Below are 18,386 nucleotides of genomic sequence, written 5' to 3'. Positions count from 1 at the left end.
TTAGATGGAATATAGAAGATACGCAAAGAGAAAAATATAATGGTAAAGAGACAATAATTCATAATCTAAAAGAAGAAAAAGTTCATGAGATTAATTTCTTTGCATACATTGATGGAAAAATTCAAGATGGTGCAAATAGTAGATTAACTTATGATGAAAAAGGAAAATATATAAGTAGTTTAGGATTTAAAGATGATAACTAAAAAACTAGATGATAAGATAAAACTAACAGCAAAAACAGTAAATGTAAAAATAGGACAAGAAGTAAAAGTAATCCTAAAAGTTTATGATGAAAATAAAAAAGTGTTAAAACAAAAAGAGTATAAAGAGAAAGTACAAAAGAGTACAAAAGTAGAGAAAAGATTTACAATCTTAAGCTTAGCAAATGAATTAAATATAGACTCCTCAAAAGTTAAATATGTATCTGGATGGATTGATGCAGATGATGATGGAGAGATAACAAGAGAGTATGAAAAAGAAGTTTGGATTGAAGTAATTGAGGAGAAAATAACAGCTCTTTATTTTTCTTATAATCAACCTTCTAAGCCAACTGTTCATGAAGTAAAAGAAGGTGAGAATCTCTCTTTAATTGCCAAAAAGTATAATACAACCGTAGAAGAAATAGTATCAGTAAATAAACTTGCAAATGCAAATATTATATATCCAAAACAATCTATACTTATTCATAATATAAATCAAGAAGAGGTAAATAGTATTAAACTTAATAATACATTTATTCCTTTAGGAACTAAAGTAAATGTTATAGCACATGGAACCAAAGGTTCAAAAGCTAAAATAAAAATTCTAGCAAATAATTCAAACTTTAACTTTTTAAAAGAAGACCAAGAAATAAATGAATTTGATGTAACATTTGATGAAAATGGTCAATCAATAACTCCAATAACTTTACGTCCTAAAAATATAGAGGATTATAAAATTCTTATAAATAAATTTATGCCAAAATTAGGTCAAGATATAAAAGAAGAAAAACTTATTTTAAAAGGTGAAATAAAAAAAGGCAATTATCAATCTTCACTAGAAGTTGATGATATGAATACAATTGGATTAGCTCATTATCAAACATATATAAAAAGTGCATATATTACAAATGCCTCAACAGGTAAAATAGAAGCAAAACTTACAGCAAAAAAGCAAGGTAATGATATAATCTTTCAAGACATAGAAGGACAAAATGTAGCAAGTACTCCACAAGATAAGATAGCAAATGCATTTGGTAATATAAATAATGGCTTAGGTGGATTAGTACAAGGTATGGAACATAAAAAAGGAAGCTTTACATTAACAAATTCAAAAGGCATATATATAAAGCATTATGAAAGTGGATGGAGTGGAAATCCATATGTAAAAACTTATAGTATGTCTAAATGGGCTAATGGACTTGAGAAAGGTACATTTTGGATTAGTGTAGTAGTAGGTGCTTATCAAATTGGTTCTGCACAAGAAAAAGATGTTATAGAATTAAAAAAAAGAGGAATAAAAACATCAAGTTATATAGATGGATTTGGACAACATACAGAACAACAAATAGGAAGTACTGCTTTAGGATTTGCAGGTGGAGCATTAGCAGGTAGAATTGCTATTTTATTTCTTCCTGCAGGTGCCGGTGTATTATTTACTCTTGGAACATTTATTCTGTCTTCTGGAGCTGTTGGATGGATATTATCAACTATAGGAGAAAAAAGTATTGATAAAATACAAGAAATAAAAGGAAGTACAATAATAAATAATTATCAATTAAAGGAAGAAAATTGAAAGAAATTGAATATTTTTACAATATAATATATTACTTTTTTTATAGAGCTATTATTAAATTATTTATAGGAATCGATTTTATATTAATGCCTATAGTCAAGATATTTTATTTTTTTATAAATAAAATACCTTCAATTCGTAAATATTATGTAACAAAAGAAAATAATGATCCACTGGATGTTGCAATCAAAAGAACAAAAAAAGTTACAGAAAACCCTAAATTAGGTTTAGGTACAATGATAGGTGCATCTGGTCCAATGTTAATTACATTCTTTTTATATATGAGTATATATCATATTATTTTATATCTTTTCTTTCCTACTTTTCAAGATAACTTTGGATATGTTGTAACAATTGTTGCCATACTAGCTTTTTTAACAGATGTAATATTATGCCAAAAAGACGATAAAGGTGAAAAATATATAAAAGAGTTCAATAAAAGAAAAGGTTGGTGGAGAACAAAGTGGAAAATCATCACAATATTAACTTTATTTTTAAGTCTTTGGTTTTGTTTATCTACATCTAGTATTGGAAGTATTGGACGTTTTCTTATTAGTTTACATTCAAATATATAAACTAATTCTTTCTAACTTTTATCAAAATACTGTTTTGTCTATCTCTAAAGATGATATCTTTATCATCTTTTTCAAAAAGTTTTTTAATAAAGCCATTTTCATAGCTACTATTTAAATATTGTTTATTAAAACTTTTATAATCTAAACAACTAAAAGTATCACTACATATTTGATTTTTATACATTTTTAGATTTAATATACTTTTACCAGCAGTGAAAATCTGAACTTGTGTATAGTCTTTATATCTATTAATAAATCCAGTATCATAAAATCTCATATTAGGAGTTTTAATCAAAATTGTAGCACTGCTACTTTTAACTGGTTGTTTTACTGCACAAGCACTGAAAAGTAAAGTAATGATTAAAAAAATATATTTATTTATAGCTTTTCCTTTTGTTTTGGATTATTTTACTATAATTGCGAAAAAATAAGATTAAAGGTTTGTTTTGTTAGTTCATATTTGTTGTTCAGTAGATAGTCACTATTTTTTAGAAAAGATTCAAGAAGAGTATCCAAATGAAGAGCTTGTTGGATATTTTTATGACCCCAATATTCATCCATATAGTGAATATAGATTAAGATATTTAGATGTAGAGTATTCATGTAAAAAGTTAGGTATTAAACTAATAGAAGGTGCTTACAATTTAGAAGAGTGGCTAAAAAAAGTAAAAGGTATGGAGCATCTTCCAGAAAAAGGTGATAGATGTACAGTTTGTTATGATGATAGATTAGAAACTAGTGCAAAAAAAGCAATAGAATTAGGTCATGATAAATTTACAACTACTCTTTTAATTTCTCCTAAAAAATCCCAAGAAAAACTTGAAAAAATTGGAGCAAAACTACAAGAGCAAACAGGATTAGAGTTTATATTTAGAGATTATAGAGCTGGAAATGGTACCCAAATACAAGGAGAAGTTGTAAAACAACATTCACTATATAGACAAAATTATTGTGGTTGTTTATTTGGTCTAACTCCACAAAGAGAAGCACAAAAAAAAGTAATGGATGAGATGTTTAATCCTATTTCAAATCAAATCCTTCCAGAATCAATTGAACAAAGACTTGAACTTTACAATAAAAGAAATGAACTTGAAGATAAAAATGAACAATACAAAATAATCAAACAAAGATTTCTAAATTATCGTTTATTTAATGGAAAAGTTGATATAAATAAAAAAACAGTTCCATCATATTTTCTTTTTTATTCTACAATAAATAGAACAAAAACAAATGGAAGAGTTGAGTATGTTAAAGATGGTATTTGTTATTTAAATAGAGAAGAGATGAAAGTATTAGATATAAATACTTTTAATCAAATAGCACAAACTTCATATAAAAATGTAAAAGAGCTTATGTATAATCCTCCTATTATAAAAGAGGAACTAAATATAAGAAATAAAATAGTAAATAATCCATATGATTTAAGTGCTGTAATTATTATTGATGAGATAATAGAAGGTAAATTTGATATAGAACTAAACACTGTAACTTATGATGATGTAAAGGAAGAAATTATATGAAAATTTTAGTAAGTGCATTGGAAACTTCATCAAATATTCATCTAAAAGAGCTAAAAAAACATCTTGATGATGATATTGAACTTGTAGGAGTTTTTGATAAAGAATTAGGAAATCCACTCTATGATTTAACAGCATTAGCCATTATGGGATTTGTAGATGCACTAAAAAAACTAAGATTCTTTTTCAAATTAAGAGATGAGTTAGTAGAACTTGCAAAAGATTGTGACAAAGTTTTACTAATGGATAGTTCAGGATTTAATCTACCTTTAGCAAAAAAGCTTAAAAAAACTTATCCAAATAAAGAGATTATTTATTATATACTTCCACAAGCTTGGGCATGGAAGAAAAAAAGAGTTGAAAAACTTCAAGAATATTGTACAAAACTTTGTTCAATCATTCCTTTTGAGCAAGAGTTATACTCAAAAAAAGAGATGATAAGTTATGTTGGGCATCCACTTTTAGATGAAATAACTCAATTCAAACATACCTACGAAAAAACAGATAAGATTGTTTTTATGCCAGGAAGTAGAAAAACAGAAATAACAAATCACATGCCTATATTTAGACAAATAGCAAGGTCAATTCCCAATAAACAACATATTTTAATTATTCCTTCAAAGTTTGATAAAGAGTATATAAAAAATACTTATGGAGATACAAGTGATTTTACTATTTCAAATGATGCTCATCAAAGTTTAATTGATGCAGAGTTTGGTTTTATTTGTTCTGGAACTGCAACACTTGAAGCAAGCTTAATTGGGACTCCTTTTGTTATGTCTTATGTAGCTAAAAGATTTGATTATTTTTTAGGAAGAATGTTTGTAAAACTTCCTTATATTGGACTTGCTAATATCTTCTTTGATAAGATGGGTAAAAATGCCATTCATAAAGAGTTTTTTCAAGAAGAAGTTACAAGCAAAAACCTTTTAGATGAATACATAAATATGGATAAAAAGCAATTTTTAAATAATTCAAAAGTGTTAAGAGAGTACTTACAAAATGGTAGTTCAAAAAATGTTGCTCAAATAATACAAAACTAATTTTTTTTTAGATAAAATGTATGACTATTTTAAACACACAATATTAGGATATTAAGAATGTTAGATGTTATGGAAATTCAAGAAATTTTACCTCATAGGTACCCACTTTTATTAGTTGATAGAATCACTGATATGGAAAAAGGGAAAAGTATCACTGGATATAAAAATATATCAATTAGTGAACCAGCTTTTATGGGGCACTTTCCAGGTCATCCAATCTACCCTGGAGTAATGATTCTTGAAGGTATGGCTCAAGCTGGTGGAGTATTAGCACTTAAAAGCAATGACCTTTCTGCTGAAGAGTTACATAATAAAGTTATCTATTTTATGAGTATTGATAAAGCTAAATTTAGAAACCCTGTTAAACCAGGGGATAGATTAGAATATAGAATCGAAGTTTTAAAATTAAGAGGTAACTTAATTGTACTTGATGGGAAAGCTTATGTAGATGATAAGTTAGTTGCTGAAGCTGAACTAAAAGCTATGGTTGTAGACAAATAATTTTAGGTTTAATATGAACAACATTCACAAAACTGCAATAATTGAAGATGGGGCACAATTAGGAGATAATATCACTATTGGTGCATATACAATTATTGGTAAAAATGTAACAATTGGTGATGGAACAACAGTTGGTTCTCATTCATTAATTGAGGGAAATACTACAATTGGAAAAAACAATGAGATTTTTTCTCATGCAACATTAGGTTCAATTCCTCAAGATTTAAAGTTTGCGGGAGAAGAAGTAGAGTTAATTATTGGTGACAATAATAAAATTAGAGAATATACTCTTTTTAATCCAGGAACAATTGGGGGAGGAAGTAAAACAATAATAGGTAGTAACAACTTATTTATGGGATACACTCATGTTGCTCACGATTGTATTATAGGGGATAATTGTATATTTGCAAATGTAGCAACATTAGCTGGTCATGTAGAGTGTGGTGATTCAGTTGTTGTTGGAGGATTAACACCTGTTCATCAATTTTGTAAATTAGGAAGCTATGCTATGGTAGGAGGTGGTTCTGTTGTAACTCAAGATATACCTCCATTTTGTTTAGCTGAAGGTAATAGAGCCATTTTAAGAGGTTTAAATCTAACTGGTTTAAGAAGAAGACTTGATAATAGAGATGATATTAATGAAATAAAAAAAGCATATAAAGCAATATTTCACTCAAAAGAGTCTATTTCAGATGTTTCAAAAAGATTACTTGAACAAAGTAATAACAAATATGTAAAAGAGTTAGCTCAATTTGTAGTTGATACAAAAAGAGGAATACCTTTTAATAGAAAATAGTGGAGAGTTTATAAAGTATGAGTAAAATTAAGTGTGACTTTTGTGGAGTAACTGAGTCAAAAGATAATCCAATAATTGCAGGAGAAAATGGATATATTTGTAAAGCTTGTGTAACTGCTGCAAATGATATTTTAAATGGTAATGACCCAAGAGAGTTTGAATCAGAACAAGAGGGTCAAGAAGAAACAAAAGAAGAGATAAAACTTCGAACTCCTGCTGAGTTAAAAGAGATTTTAGATGATTATGTTGTAGGGCAAAACAGAGCAAAAAAAGTACTTTCTGTTGCAGTTTATAATCACTATAAAAGAATCTTTATGAAAGATTTAGATGATGAAGATGATACAGAAATCAATAAATCAAATGTATTATTAATAGGTCCAACAGGAAGTGGAAAAACACTACTTGCACAAACAATTGCAAAACATCTTGATGTTCCTTTAGCAATAGCTGATGCTACATCTTTAACAGAAGCTGGTTATGTTGGTGATGATGTTGAAAATGTAATTACTAGACTTTTACAAGCTGCAAATGGAGATGTAAAAAGAGCTGAAAAAGGTATTATCTTTATTGATGAAGTTGATAAAGTTGCAAGAATGAGTGAAAACAGATCTATTACAAGAGATGTATCAGGAGAAGGTGTTCAACAAGCACTTCTTAAAATTGTAGAAGGTGCATCTGTAAATGTTCCACCTAAAGGTGGAAGAAAACATCCTGGACAAGATGCAATTCAAGTTGATACAACAAATATATTATTTATTTGTGGTGGAGCTTTTGATGGACTAGAAGAGATAATTAAGAAAAAACAAGGTGCAAATGTTCTTGGTTTTAATCAAGAAAAGAAAAGTGCCAAAGATAAAGAAGATGTAATATCTGAAGTTGAAGCTCATGATTTAGTTAAATATGGATTAATCCCTGAACTAATTGGTAGACTTCATATGATTGCAACACTAAATGAAATCAGTGAAGATGATATGGTTCATATTTTAACTGAACCAAAAAATGCTTTAATTAAACAGTATATAAAACTATTTAAAATGGATGGAGTTGAGCTTTGTTTTGAAGAAGATGCTTTAAAAGAAGTAGCGAAAAAAGCAATTGAAAGAAAAACAGGAGCTAGAGGGCTTAGATCAATTCTTGAAGATATAATGTTAGATATTATGTATGATTTACCTTTATACAAAGATAAAAAAATTACAATTACAAAAGAAGTAGTATTAAAAGAAAAAGAAGTAGAAGTAGCATAAAGGATAACAATGTTAAATAAATTAATAGGTCTATTTTCAAATGATATGGCTATAGATTTAGGAACTGCAAATACTGTTGTTTCTATTAGAGGGAAAGGTATTATTATTAATGAACCTTCTGTTGTTGCTGTTCAGCATGATAGGTATGGAAAGGATAAAATATTAGCTGTTGGGCAAGAAGCAAAACAGATGATTGGTAAAACTCCATTAAATATCCAAGCTGTAAGGCCTATGAAAGATGGTGTAATAGCAGATTTCGAGATGACTGAAAGAATGATTAGATATTTCATTGAAAAAGCTCACTCAAGAAAATCATTTATTAGACCTAGAATTATTATTTGTATCCCATTTGGTATTACGCAAGTTGAGAAAAAAGCTGTAAAAGAGTCTGCAATTAGTGCAGGAGCTAGAGAAGTATTTTTAGTTGAAGAGCCTATGGCAGCAGCTATTGGTGCAGGTATCCCTGTATCTGACCCATCAGGATATGTTGTAGTTGATATTGGTGGAGGTACAACTGAAATTGGAGTAACTTCACTTGGTGGGTTGGTTCTTTGCAAATCAATCAAAGTTGCTGGAGATAGATTTGATAAAGCAATTATGGATTATGTAAGACAAAACTATAATCTTTATATTGGAGAAAGAACAGCAGAGAGTATCAAAATAGAGATTGGTACTGCTATAAAACTTGAAAAAGAGCTAAAGATAAAAGTAAAAGGTAGAGATAACTCTGGACTACTTTCTACAATAGAATTAGGAAGTGAAGGTGTTAGAACTGCAATTAAAGAACCTCTTAAAGAGATTGTTTCAGCAGTGAAAAGTGTATTAGAGGACATGCCACCTGATTTAGCAAGTGATATTGTTGACAATGGTGTTATCCTAACTGGTGGAGGAGCTTTAATTAAAGGTCTTGATACATATTTAGCTGATATTATTAAACTTCCAGTAAAAGTTGCCGATGAGCCACTTTTAGCAGTAGCATATGGAACAAGTAATGTACTAAATCAAGCGGAGCTATTAAAATTAATAACTAATGAATAAATTAATCTTCTTTATTCTTTTTCTAGCCATAAGTTTGTTATACGTTTTAGACGTAAACAAGCTTTTAGGCGAAAAATTTACTTTTTTTAATCATATAAAAGAGTTTTATATAAATAAAGTTATTGTTATAAGTAACTTTACTGAAAGATATTTCAATCAAGCACAAACAATTGAAGAGCTAAAACAAGAAAATGAAAAACTAAAAGAGTATAGACTTTTATATGAAAGCAAAGAACAAAAACTAACTGATTTAATAAATAGTATAAAAAAATTAAAACCTATTCATGAAAAATTAACACAAGTAAGAGTTTTATCATATGTAGAGTTTGATGACTTCACAAAAGTTTGGTTAGACAAACAAAAACTTGATGATAAAATTGCTGGTTTAGTAATTGATGATTATGCTGCAGGAATTGTAGTAAAAAAAGACAATAAAGCACTTGCTTTATTAAATGGCAATGAAAAATCAAATTATGCTGTTTATATTGGGGAAAATAAAGCTCCAGGAATTACACATAGTATTAAAAAAAGTAAATTTATTGTAGCAAAATATATACCTATTTGGATTGATATTAAAATAGGAGATGAAGTAATAACTTCTGGAATGGACAATATCTTTTTTAAAGGATTAAAAGTAGGTAAAGTTGTTTCAATAAATAAAATGGCAGATATGCAAGAAGCTGTTATAGAACCTTATGCAAAAGTATTAAAAAGAAGATTTTTTTATATTTATAAAGCTAAACCTTTACCAAAACCTAAAAAAGAAGAAAACAAAAAAGAGCTCTTAAAAAAAGAATCTAAAAAATAGTTTCTTTAATATAATCAGCAACTCTAAAAGAGTTAGCATAAATAGTCCAAGTATGAGGAACACTACCTCCTGTTGGCATGAAGCTTCCATCAGTTACAAAAAGATTATGTAAATCATGACTTTGGCAATATTTATTTAAAACAGAACTATTTTTATCATTTCCAAATCTACAACCACCTGCTTGAAGATTTTGAGAAGGCAAAGCACTCATATTGACTTTAATATTTTTTCCACCCATTTGTTCTAATACATTTTTAGCTTTTGAAGCTAAGAAATTTGCAAGCTCTAAATCTTGCTTGTGTGCACCAATTCTAATATTTGCAACAGGTATTCCATATTTATCTTTATATTTGTCATCTACACTTACAAAGCAGTTATCATTTGGTGTCCAATCAGTAAAAATCTCAAAATTCAAAACTCTTTTTTGAGTAAAATTCTTATAAATATTCTCTTGTAACTCTTTACCAAATAAAAAATTATCTTTTTCATCTGTCTTATAAAGATTGGCTTTTCTTATGGGATTTGCATGATCAAATAAAAAATCAATAGTTCCACCTTTAAAACTAGAAGTATAATACCAATCTTTTAATGCCCTATTTACAAATAAACCTTGAGTAAAAAGCTCTTCATAAGTTAAATCATTATTTTGTGTAAACTCTGCACTTCCAATACCACCACCACTAAAAATCATATTTTTACCAACTTGTTTAGAACTATTTGCAATTCCATTTGGATAAAAGCTATTTTTTGAGTTTAATAATAGTCTTGAAGTTTCAACCGCTTGAGCAGCAACTATAAATATTTTTGCTTGAACTGTTTGTTTCTGTTGATTTTTTGTATAAAAGTGTGCTTTTGTAACTTTAGATTTATTACTACTTAATTTATATACAAACGAGTTTGCTTTTATTGTTAGGTTGTTTGTCTTTAAAGCATCAATAATTAATGAAGACATTGCACCTGATTTTGCACCACTACTACAACCGTAACTACCACAAAAATTTGAATAATAACAGGATTTTCTATGATTTTTATCTTCACTTATAATTGCTCTTGGAACCTTGTAAGAAGTATATCCTAACTCTTTACAAGCCTTATCAAAAAGTTTTGTAATAGGATGTTCTTTTAAAGGTTTAAAAGCATAGTTTTGTTTACTTCTTGGTTCTTGATATTTATAGTTTGTAACTTCTCCTGAAACACCTACAACTTCTTCAACCTTTGTATAATACTTTTCTAAATCATCATAAGATATAGGCCAATCTTCTATATTTGAATCTTTTGGTTTTCCATAAATAGTTTTCAATTTAAAATCTTTTGGTTTTAACCTATGAAAATATCCACTCATAAGATTTGAAGAGCCTCCAAGTAAACTTCCATTCCACCAATTCCATCCTGTTTCATAAGTAGGAAACTTTTTCCATCCTTGAGAAGTTAGCTCTTCAATTGTATGATATTCATCTTCTAATTTAGGAGTTAATATATCTTTTCTAACAAAAGCTAATTCATCTTTTGAAAAATCATCTTTAGTGTAAATAGAACCTTTTTCTAAAATTAAAACTTTTTTACCAATTTTTGTAAGTTCATATGCAATTGGTGCAGCCCCTGCTCCACTTCCAATAATACAAATATCATATACCATTAGATTTTCCATATTTGACTTTAGGTCGTGGTTGACCTGCTTGAAACTTTAAAGCTTTATATGCAAGCATATTTTTATTTCCGCCATAAATTGGGTCACTTAACATTGCTTCTAAACCATAATAAATTAAAAAAGACAACCAACTTTGTCCATATGAATTTTGTGAAACTTCTTTAATTATTTTGTTCTTTTTATCAATTGTAGCTTTTAAAAATATAGGAAAAGAGGAATTAAAATCTTTTGCACCTTGTAGTAAATAATGCAAATCTTGTTTATTAAAAGTTTTATGATTTTTATTTTGTAATAAATAGTCAATTGCCCCAAACTCACTAGCGCTTGGCATATGTTGAGTTTTTGGAAATAAAATCTCTAAGACATTCTTTATTATTAACCAAGATAAAGAGTCCTTAGTATCAAAAAAAGTATCTGTATTTGCTGATATGCTAGTACAAAAAAGTGATGTTGTTACTAAAAACTCTCTTCTTTTCATCTAATACCTTGCCATTATATTATCTACATCATCCCAAGATAGTTTATCTTTACCATTTTTAAACATATTATAGATATATCTAGCAAACATATCTGTTTCTAAATTTACTTTTGTACCTAATTTATATGTTTTAAATAGAGTATTTTCAATTGTATGTGGAATAATAGTTAATCTAAAAGAATCACTATAAACATCATTTACAGTTAAAGATACTCCATCAATAGTTACACTTCCTTTTGGAATTATATACCTTAAATACTCTTTTGGTAGTTTTACTATATAATCAGTTGAACTACCATTTTTGTTTATTGAAGAGATTGTACCTAAGCAATCTACATGCCCTTGTACAATATGCCCTTCAAATCTATCTCCCATCATCATTGCAGGCTCAATATGAACCTTTCCTTTATAGTTTTCCATTGCTAAGATTCTTTGTGATTCTAAAGATAGTTCAACAGTAAAAGTACCACTTGCTATTCTAACTACAGTTAAACAAGCACCATTTACAGCTATTGAGTCACCAATTTTTGGTTTATATTCTGCTTTTAGTGTTAAAAAACCATTTTTTAAACTGATGACTTCAGCCATCTCTCTTATTAATCCAGTAAACACTTTTTTCCTTTTATATATTTTACATAATATTTAATTGTTTATTTTGTGATTATAAGATTATTCTTTTTAAATAGTCTTAAACCTTAAATAGTAAATATTTATTAAAATTTAAAAAATTATACTAATTTTGTAATTTTATATCTTGACAAAAAATCATGATAGTTGTATTATACTATTTCAATAAAAAATCATGATAATTTTACAAATGGAGCATATAATGTTAAAAAATATGAGCTTTTCTAAAAAACTTTTATTTAGTGTTTTAAGTGTTGTTTTTCTCTCTTATCTTATTACAACCTTGGTAATTACGACTAAGTCATTTGATAGTGCAGAAAATATTTCTGAAGAGTTATTGATAAATCAAGCAAATGTTGATTTGCAAAAAGTCAAACAAGTTCCAGAAAAAGCTGTAGTTGCAGCTTATAGTTTAGCTGCATCAATTGAAGCTGTTATCCAAACTGGTGTATATTCAGAAGATTCAATTGCAAAAATGGTATATAACACTTTGGATAAAAATCCTTATGCTATAGGAGCATGGATAGGACCTGAGCCAAATAAAATTTTCCCTCTTGATTTTTCAAGAATACCTGAAAAAAAATATTATAATACAGATGGTAAATATTGTCCATTTTTTACTAAATCAAAAAATGGACATATTAAAGTAACTCCTGGGACAGTTGGACCTAAAGAGAAAAAACCATGGATTTATGGACCATTTAAAAGTGGTAAAGAGTATATTACAGAACCATATATGTATGATGTAGATGGGCAAACTTTGCTAATGACTACAATTTCTGTACCAATTTATAATAATAAAGAGTTTATTGGAGCTGTTGGAATTGATATATCTTTAGAAAAAATTGCAGAAGATATTTCTAAAATAAAGCTTTATGATAGTGGTTATGCTGTGTTATTATCTCAAAAAGGTAATATTTTAGGTCATCCTAAAAAAGAGTTTCTTATGAAAAATATTAAAAAAATAGCTTCAAGTAAAGAAGAGAAATCTCTTCCTGAAAAAATCACTAATAATGAATCATATACATTTGATAAGAAAAATGATAAAAAACTTATCTCACATTTTTATTTAGAGCCATTTGAAATTGCAAATACTGGTGTAAATTGGGCTTTATTAGTTAATGCTCCTAAAAATGAGTATCTTCAAGAGGCGACACATATTAGAATGATATCAATATTTGGAAGTATTCTTGGCTTTTTTGTAGTATCTTTAATAATTATTTATAATACAAGAATTCTAAATAAGAATCTTCATACAATTACATCAGGATTGTCAAACTTTTTTAGTTATTTAAATAAACAAACAAATGATGTAAAAAGAATTGAGCTAAAAACTCAAGATGAGTTTGGAAAAATGGCAAAAGATATTAATGACAATATTGATAAAATTGAAAAAAGTCTAATAAAAGATCAAAATGCAGTTGAAGATGTTATTAAAGTAGTTTCACATATAAATAATGGCCAACTTACAAAAAGAATTGAAGCAACTGCTTCTACTCCTGAACTAATAAAATTAACACAAAATTTCAATGAAATGTTAGATACATTAGAGAATAAAGTAGGAAAAAATATAAATACTATTTTAGATATATTAAATGAATTTTCAAGATATGATTTTACAAAATCAATTCCAAATGCAAATGCACAAATTGAACAAAGTATCAATAACTTAGGAAAAGAGGTTTCAGGACTATTACAACAATCATTAGAGGTTGGATTAACTTTAGGAAATGCTTCTGATGAACTTAATAATAATGTAAATTTCTTAAATAAAGCATCAAATGAAACAGCAACAAGCTTAGAAGAAACAGCAGCTAGTTTAGAAGAGATTACAAGTGCAATCGTTCACAATAATGAAAATGTTTCTAAAATGAGTAGTGCAGCAAATAAACTTGTAGTTTCAGCTAAAGAAGGACAAGAAAATGCAAAAAATACTACTGATTCTATGGATGAAATAACACAACAAGTATCTTTAATAAATGAAGCAATTACAGTAATTGACCAAATAGCATTTCAAACAAATATTTTAAGTTTAAATGCAGCGGTAGAAGCAGCAACAGCAGGAGAAGCTGGAAAAGGTTTTGCAGTAGTTGCCCAAGAAGTTAGAAATCTAGCTAATAGAAGTGCCGAAGCAGCAAATGAGATAAAAACTATTGTTGAAAATGCAACAACAAAAGCAAATCATGGTAAAGATATTAGTACTGAAATGATAAAAGGATATGAAGAGTTATTAATAAATATTAATGATGCAACAAATAGAATAAAAGAGATTGCAAACGCAAGTAAAGAACAAGAGAGTGGAATAACTCAAATAAATGATGCTATTACTCACCTAGATAAACAAACACAAGAAAATGCAAATATTGCAAGTCAAACACAAAATATTGCAAGTCAAACACACACAATTGCACAACAAATTATAAAAGATACAAATTCAAAAGAGTTTCTTGGAAAAAATCAAGTTAAAGCTCAAGAAATCAATACTAATATTATTAAAAAGAATAAACCTACAAAAAAAATAAGTAGTAAAAATAATGAAAAAATAGTATCAAAAATAGAAGATTCAAACCAATGGGAAAGCTTTTAAAAGCTTTCCTCTTACAAATTTAAAAAATTAGCTTTTCCTTTATTCAAAATATTTTGAATAATTCTATTTTTTTGGTATTATACGAAAAAATATTTAGAAGCTAATTTTTATTACATTTAACAACTATTCAAAAATGCTTCAAGGCTTAGAAAACTTTACGAAAACAGATAAAATAAACTCAAAAAATACTGTTTTTAAATAGAACATAACGCAATTTTATGGAGAAAAAATGAACTATGACATTATCGTCGTTGGAGGCGGACACGCTGGAATAGAGGCTTCATTAGCTAGTGCAAGAATGGGAAAAAAAACTCTTCTTATTACAATGCTAGTAGAACAAATTGGAGCAGCTTCATGTAATCCAGCAATAGGAGGACTTGCCAAAGGACATTTAGTAAGAGAACTAGATGCAATTGGTGGAGAAATGGGACTTTGTACAGATGCAACTGGAATTCAATTTAGAATTTTAAATGCTTCAAAAGGTGCTGCTGTACAAGGAAGTCGTGCACAAATTGATATGGATGCATATAGATACTATATGAGAAAAGTATGCCACAACACACCAAACTTAGAAATTTACCAAGATGAAGTAACTTCACTAATATTAAATGAAAATGGTGATGTTTCAGGAGTAAAAACAAGGCTAACAGAAGAGTTCTTTGCAAAAAAAGTAATCTTAACAACAGGAACTTTTATGAAAGGTCTTATTCATATTGGTCAAAATCAATATGAAGCAGGAAGAGCTTGGGAGTTACCATCAACAACACTATCTACTCAACTAAAAGATTTAGGATTAAAAGTAGGAAGATTAAAAACAGGTACACCTGCAAGAATTGATTCAAGCTCGATTGACTTTTCAGTAATGGAAAAACATGGTGGAGATGAGAAACCTATGCCTTTCTCTTTTAGAACAAATAAAGAAAACTTTAATCCAAAACAGTATCCATGTTATATCACATACACAAACACAGGTACACACTCTACTATCACATCTAACTTTGATAGAGCACCACTATTTACAGGACAAATCAAAGGTAATGGACCAAGATACTGTCCAAGCATAGAAGATAAAGTAAATAGATTTAGTGAAAGGGATAGACATCAACTATTTTTAGAGCCACAAACTGCCATGTGTACAGAATACTATATCAATGGATTAAGTACTTCTTTACCAATTGATGTTCAAAAGCAAATGATTCACTCAATCAAAGGTTTAGAAAATGCTAAAGTTATAAGATATGGCTATGCAATAGAGTATGACTATGTTGACCCAACAGAGTTAAAACATACATTAGAGACAAAAAATATAAAAAACTTATATCTAGCTGGACAAATTAATGCTACAACTGGATATGAAGAAGCAGCTTCACAAGGTCTTATGGCAAGTATCAATGCTTGTTTATCAATTGATAATAAAGAGCCTTTAGTATTAAGACGTGATGAAGCATACATTGGTGTATTAATTGATGATTTAGTTACAAAAGGAACAAGTGAACCATATAGAATGTTTACAAGTAGAGCTGAGTATAGACTACTTCTAAGAGAAGAAACTGCAGATTTAAGATTAAGTAAATATGGTCATGAACTTGGACTAATTGACGATGAAACTATAAAAAAAGTAGAGCATAAAAGAGATGTAATAAATAAAGCAATCTCGTTTATGGAGAATGAATGGTTTACTTCAAAAAAAGAGAATCTTGAACTTTTAGCAAAACTAGGAGAAGAGAAGATAAAAGATAGAGCTTTACTAATAGATATTGTGGGAAGAAATACAGTAACAGCAGAAAAATTTGATGTTCTTGTACCTTCATTAAAAGATGTAGAACCATATTTAAAAGAACAAATAATTATAGAAGCTAAATATTATAGATATGTAAAAAAACAAGAAAAACAAATAGAAAAAATGCAAAAAATGTTAAAAATGAAAATACCTGAGGATTTTAGTTATAAACAGATTCCAGGACTTTCAAATGAAGTAATAGAAAAGCTTGAAAAAGCTAAACCACCTACACTCTTCAATGCAAGTGAAATTTCAGGAGTAACACCAGCTGCAATTGATGTATTACATATGTACATGAATTTAAAATAATTGTCAAAAGCAATAAAAAATGATAATAGGAAATAAAAAGTGATAATATGTAAAATAAACTTTGATAACGGGAGTATATTTTAATATGTCAAAAGGTAAAAGTACCATTCCAGACTTTATGTCAAATAATCCAAATGATACTTTTAAATTTTTATTTCCTTTAAAACTAATACTTGATGAAAATAAGTTTGGGAACAGTCATTATTATTTATATTTTAATAATTTATACTATAAGTATATTAGTTATATCTAATGATAAAAAATATTGTTTTTGCTATAATATGAACAATCGATAATTAAATATTATCCCTTATTCGTATTATCAGTATTTATTTGATACCCCTTTAAAAATTCATTGATAAGCTGAGTGAAAAAAAGCATGAGCTTTAGGAAGAAATGTGATTTTTCTTTTATTATCAATTTATTTTTCATATGACATAAACTGTAAGACATAGAAATAATAGGCTTAAATATCAACTTTAAATAGAAATCTGACCTTTGATTTTATAAGGTCAATTTCTAATTTTTCCTAATTAATATTTTTATATAAAAGGGTTATAATTATTATTAAACTATAATTATCAACATTTTTTAAAAGTAGCTATTTATGTATTATTTTAAATATTATATTCTTCTATTCTTAGTAACTATTATATGGGGTAGTTCATTTTTCTTTATAAAACAGAGTTTAAATACTATAAACTCTTATGAATTTTTATTTCTTAGATTTTTTATTGCAACTATTGTTATTGCACCTTTTTTACTATTTAATATGAGAAAAATAAAGCTTTATGATGTAGTTGCTGGCGGATTAATTGGTATATTCTTATTTTTAGTATTATTAATTACAAATATATCTTTAGAGTATCTAAGTTCAGCAAAAGTAGCAATATATACAGGAATGAGTGTAATTGTTATTGCAATTATTGATACTTTAATTTTAAAAAAGTTAAGTAAACTTATCTTATTTTCAGTATGTTGTTCTTTTATAGGATTATTACTTATTTTAGAGCTATCAAGTTTTAGTTTACAAATAGGAGATAGTTTAGGTTTAATTTTATGTACAGTAATAGCAATACATTTTATTTTAACTGAAAAAGTAACACAAAATGCCAACTCGTTTTTAATAGGAGTGGTTCAAATATATTTTGCAATGATTTTATCTTTTTGTTCACTTTTATTATTTTCAACTGGTTTAAAGAATTTACATATTATCTCTTTATTCAATAATAAAGAGATTCTTTTCTCTATTATATATACTGGTGCTTTAGGAACAGCATTAGCTTTTATAATACAAACTATTTGCATAAATAAAGTAAGTTCCATAAAAGCAGCTGTTATTTTTAACTTTGAACCAGTAGTTGGTTTATTTTTCCCCATACTAATGGCATACTATTTAAATATTGAAAACAAACTTTTTACATCTGTTCAATTTTTTGGTTTTTTTCTAATTATTATTTCAATGTTCACTATTATTTTTGATAAAAAAAGAGTTTAATTTAAGATTTATTATTGAACTTTAATATTACAGGAAAATAAAAGTAGCTATTTATTTTTTTCTAAAAAAGTGATAAAATATTTAGTAATTTAAGACAAGAAGGAAGGAACCTATGTTTTCAAATTGGACATTTACTAAAAAGTTGTTGATAAGTATATTATCAA

Annotated in this window: 17 protein-coding genes; 13 read left to right on the top strand and 4 right to left on the bottom strand. The window is 27.6% G+C overall.

Annotated features, from left to right (window positions below; translation table 11 throughout):
- From CP960_RS13795 to CP960_RS12075, 3 genes are all read left to right on the top strand, one after another.
- Positions 1–203 (top strand): hypothetical protein (locus CP960_RS13795; RefSeq protein ID WP_196778339.1); only part of this gene is annotated, 203 nt, incomplete at its 5' end.
- Entirely contained in the window at positions 193–1,773 is a 1,581-nt protein-coding gene (locus CP960_RS12080; RefSeq protein ID WP_101185741.1) for a LysM peptidoglycan-binding domain-containing protein, read from the top strand. The genes CP960_RS13795 and CP960_RS12080, both read left to right, overlap by 11 nt.
- A gap of 86 nt (positions 1,774–1,859) precedes the next feature.
- Positions 1,860–2,348, top strand: a complete 489-nt coding sequence (locus CP960_RS12075; protein WP_133121155.1) for a transporter permease — start codon at positions 1,860–1,862, stop codon at positions 2,346–2,348.
- 1 nt (position 2,349) lies between these two features.
- On the opposite strand, the gene CP960_RS12070 is transcribed toward CP960_RS12075, so the two are convergent.
- Positions 2,350–2,643, bottom strand: coding sequence for a hypothetical protein (locus CP960_RS12070; RefSeq protein WP_228152074.1), 294 nt, complete (start codon positions 2,641–2,643; stop codon positions 2,350–2,352).
- 151 nt (positions 2,644–2,794) lie between these two features.
- Here CP960_RS12070 and CP960_RS12065 point away from each other — a divergent pair, with 151 nt between their 5' ends.
- Genes CP960_RS12065 through mreC form a run of 7 tightly spaced genes read left to right on the top strand, consistent with a single transcriptional unit; the run spans position 2,795 to position 9,295 of the window.
- Positions 2,795–3,868 carry an epoxyqueuosine reductase QueH gene (locus CP960_RS12065; protein ID WP_101185738.1) on the top strand — a complete coding sequence of 358 codons (1,074 nt, stop codon included), beginning with the start codon at positions 2,795–2,797 and terminating at the stop codon, positions 3,866–3,868.
- Positions 3,865–4,908 (top strand): lipid-A-disaccharide synthase, encoded by a 1,044-nt coding sequence (gene lpxB, locus CP960_RS12060; protein ID WP_101185737.1) that lies wholly within the window; start codon positions 3,865–3,867, stop codon positions 4,906–4,908. Before CP960_RS12065 ends, lpxB begins: the two co-directional genes overlap by 4 nt.
- A gap of 57 nt (positions 4,909–4,965) precedes the next feature.
- Complete coding sequence (gene fabZ, locus CP960_RS12055; RefSeq protein WP_101185736.1) at positions 4,966–5,409, top strand: 3-hydroxyacyl-ACP dehydratase FabZ; 444 nt, start codon at positions 4,966–4,968, stop codon at positions 5,407–5,409.
- Between the two features lie 13 nt (positions 5,410–5,422).
- On the top strand, positions 5,423–6,205 hold the full coding sequence (gene lpxA / locus CP960_RS12050) for an acyl-ACP--UDP-N-acetylglucosamine O-acyltransferase (protein ID WP_101185735.1): 783 nt from the start codon (positions 5,423–5,425) through the stop codon (positions 6,203–6,205).
- 17 nt (positions 6,206–6,222) lie between these two features.
- Positions 6,223–7,449: an ATP-dependent Clp protease ATP-binding subunit ClpX gene (clpX, locus tag CP960_RS12045; RefSeq protein WP_101185734.1), complete on the top strand. Its 1,227-nt coding sequence runs from the start codon at positions 6,223–6,225 to the stop codon at positions 7,447–7,449.
- A gap of 9 nt (positions 7,450–7,458) precedes the next feature.
- Positions 7,459–8,487, top strand: a complete 1,029-nt coding sequence (locus tag CP960_RS12040) for a rod shape-determining protein (protein WP_101185733.1) — start codon at positions 7,459–7,461, stop codon at positions 8,485–8,487.
- A gap of 34 nt (positions 8,488–8,521) precedes the next feature.
- Positions 8,522–9,295: a rod shape-determining protein MreC gene (gene mreC, locus CP960_RS12035; protein ID WP_237673265.1), complete on the top strand. Its 774-nt coding sequence runs from the start codon at positions 8,522–8,524 to the stop codon at positions 9,293–9,295.
- Here mreC and CP960_RS12030 read toward each other — a convergent pair.
- From CP960_RS12030 to CP960_RS12020, 3 genes are read right to left on the bottom strand one after another with little or no spacing between them, the layout of a single operon-like run.
- The gene (locus CP960_RS12030) at positions 9,285–10,943 is read right to left on the bottom strand and encodes a GMC family oxidoreductase (protein WP_228152073.1); all 1,659 of its coding nucleotides are present in this window, start codon (positions 10,941–10,943) and stop codon (positions 9,285–9,287) included. The genes mreC and CP960_RS12030 overlap by 11 nt on opposite strands.
- The gene (locus CP960_RS12025; RefSeq protein WP_101185730.1) at positions 10,921–11,421 is read right to left on the bottom strand and encodes a hypothetical protein; all 501 of its coding nucleotides are present in this window, start codon (positions 11,419–11,421) and stop codon (positions 10,921–10,923) included. The genes CP960_RS12030 and CP960_RS12025 overlap by 23 nt, the downstream gene beginning before the upstream one ends.
- Positions 11,422–12,033, bottom strand: a complete 612-nt coding sequence (locus tag CP960_RS12020) for a riboflavin synthase (RefSeq protein ID WP_101185729.1) — start codon at positions 12,031–12,033, stop codon at positions 11,422–11,424.
- A 217-nt stretch (positions 12,034–12,250) separates the two neighbouring features.
- Between CP960_RS12020 and CP960_RS12015 the strand changes: the two genes are divergently transcribed.
- The 3 genes from CP960_RS12015 to CP960_RS12005 all read left to right on the top strand — a co-directional run bounded on the left by CP960_RS12015 (position 12,251) and on the right by CP960_RS12005 (position 18,222).
- Positions 12,251–14,635, top strand: a complete 2,385-nt coding sequence (locus CP960_RS12015) for a methyl-accepting chemotaxis protein (RefSeq protein WP_162919106.1) — start codon at positions 12,251–12,253, stop codon at positions 14,633–14,635.
- Positions 14,636–14,864: 229 nt separating this feature from the next.
- Positions 14,865–16,724 (top strand): tRNA uridine-5-carboxymethylaminomethyl(34) synthesis enzyme MnmG, encoded by a 1,860-nt coding sequence (gene mnmG, locus CP960_RS12010; RefSeq protein ID WP_101185727.1) that lies wholly within the window; start codon positions 14,865–14,867, stop codon positions 16,722–16,724.
- Positions 16,725–17,331: 607 nt separating this feature from the next.
- Positions 17,332–18,222 carry a DMT family transporter gene (locus CP960_RS12005; protein ID WP_101185726.1) on the top strand — a complete coding sequence of 297 codons (891 nt, stop codon included), beginning with the start codon at positions 17,332–17,334 and terminating at the stop codon, positions 18,220–18,222.
- Positions 18,223–18,386: the final 164 nt, after the last annotated feature.

This window comes from Malaciobacter halophilus, assembly GCF_002837275.1.
GTDB classification, from domain to species: domain Bacteria; phylum Campylobacterota; class Campylobacteria; order Campylobacterales; family Arcobacteraceae; genus Malaciobacter; species Malaciobacter halophilus.
Note: the sequence above shows the minus strand (reverse complement) of the source record. Positions and strands in the feature narration are given on the sequence as shown.

Excerpts from the sequence above, each read along its gene's own strand:
- CP960_RS12080 (WP_101185741.1), top strand. The coding sequence starts at position 193 with ATGATAACTAAAAAACTAGATGATAAGATAAAACTAACAGCAAAAACA.
- CP960_RS12075 (WP_133121155.1), top strand. The coding sequence starts at position 1,860 with ATGCCTATAGTCAAGATATTTTATTTTTTTATAAATAAAATACCTTCA.
- lpxB (WP_101185737.1), top strand. The coding sequence starts at position 3,865 with ATGAAAATTTTAGTAAGTGCATTGGAAACTTCATCAAATATTCATCTA.
- fabZ (WP_101185736.1), top strand. The coding sequence starts at position 4,966 with ATGTTAGATGTTATGGAAATTCAAGAAATTTTACCTCATAGGTACCCA.
- lpxA (WP_101185735.1), top strand. The coding sequence starts at position 5,423 with ATGAACAACATTCACAAAACTGCAATAATTGAAGATGGGGCACAATTA.
- clpX (WP_101185734.1), top strand. The coding sequence starts at position 6,223 with ATGAGTAAAATTAAGTGTGACTTTTGTGGAGTAACTGAGTCAAAAGAT.
- CP960_RS12040 (WP_101185733.1), top strand. The coding sequence starts at position 7,459 with ATGTTAAATAAATTAATAGGTCTATTTTCAAATGATATGGCTATAGAT.
- CP960_RS12030 (WP_228152073.1), bottom strand. The coding sequence starts at position 10,943 with ATGGAAAATCTAATGGTATATGATATTTGTATTATTGGAAGTGGAGCA.
- CP960_RS12025 (WP_101185730.1), bottom strand. The coding sequence starts at position 11,421 with ATGAAAAGAAGAGAGTTTTTAGTAACAACATCACTTTTTTGTACTAGC.
- CP960_RS12015 (WP_162919106.1), top strand. The coding sequence starts at position 12,251 with ATGTTAAAAAATATGAGCTTTTCTAAAAAACTTTTATTTAGTGTTTTA.
- mnmG (WP_101185727.1), top strand. The coding sequence starts at position 14,865 with ATGAACTATGACATTATCGTCGTTGGAGGCGGACACGCTGGAATAGAG.
- CP960_RS12005 (WP_101185726.1), top strand. The coding sequence starts at position 17,332 with ATGTATTATTTTAAATATTATATTCTTCTATTCTTAGTAACTATTATA.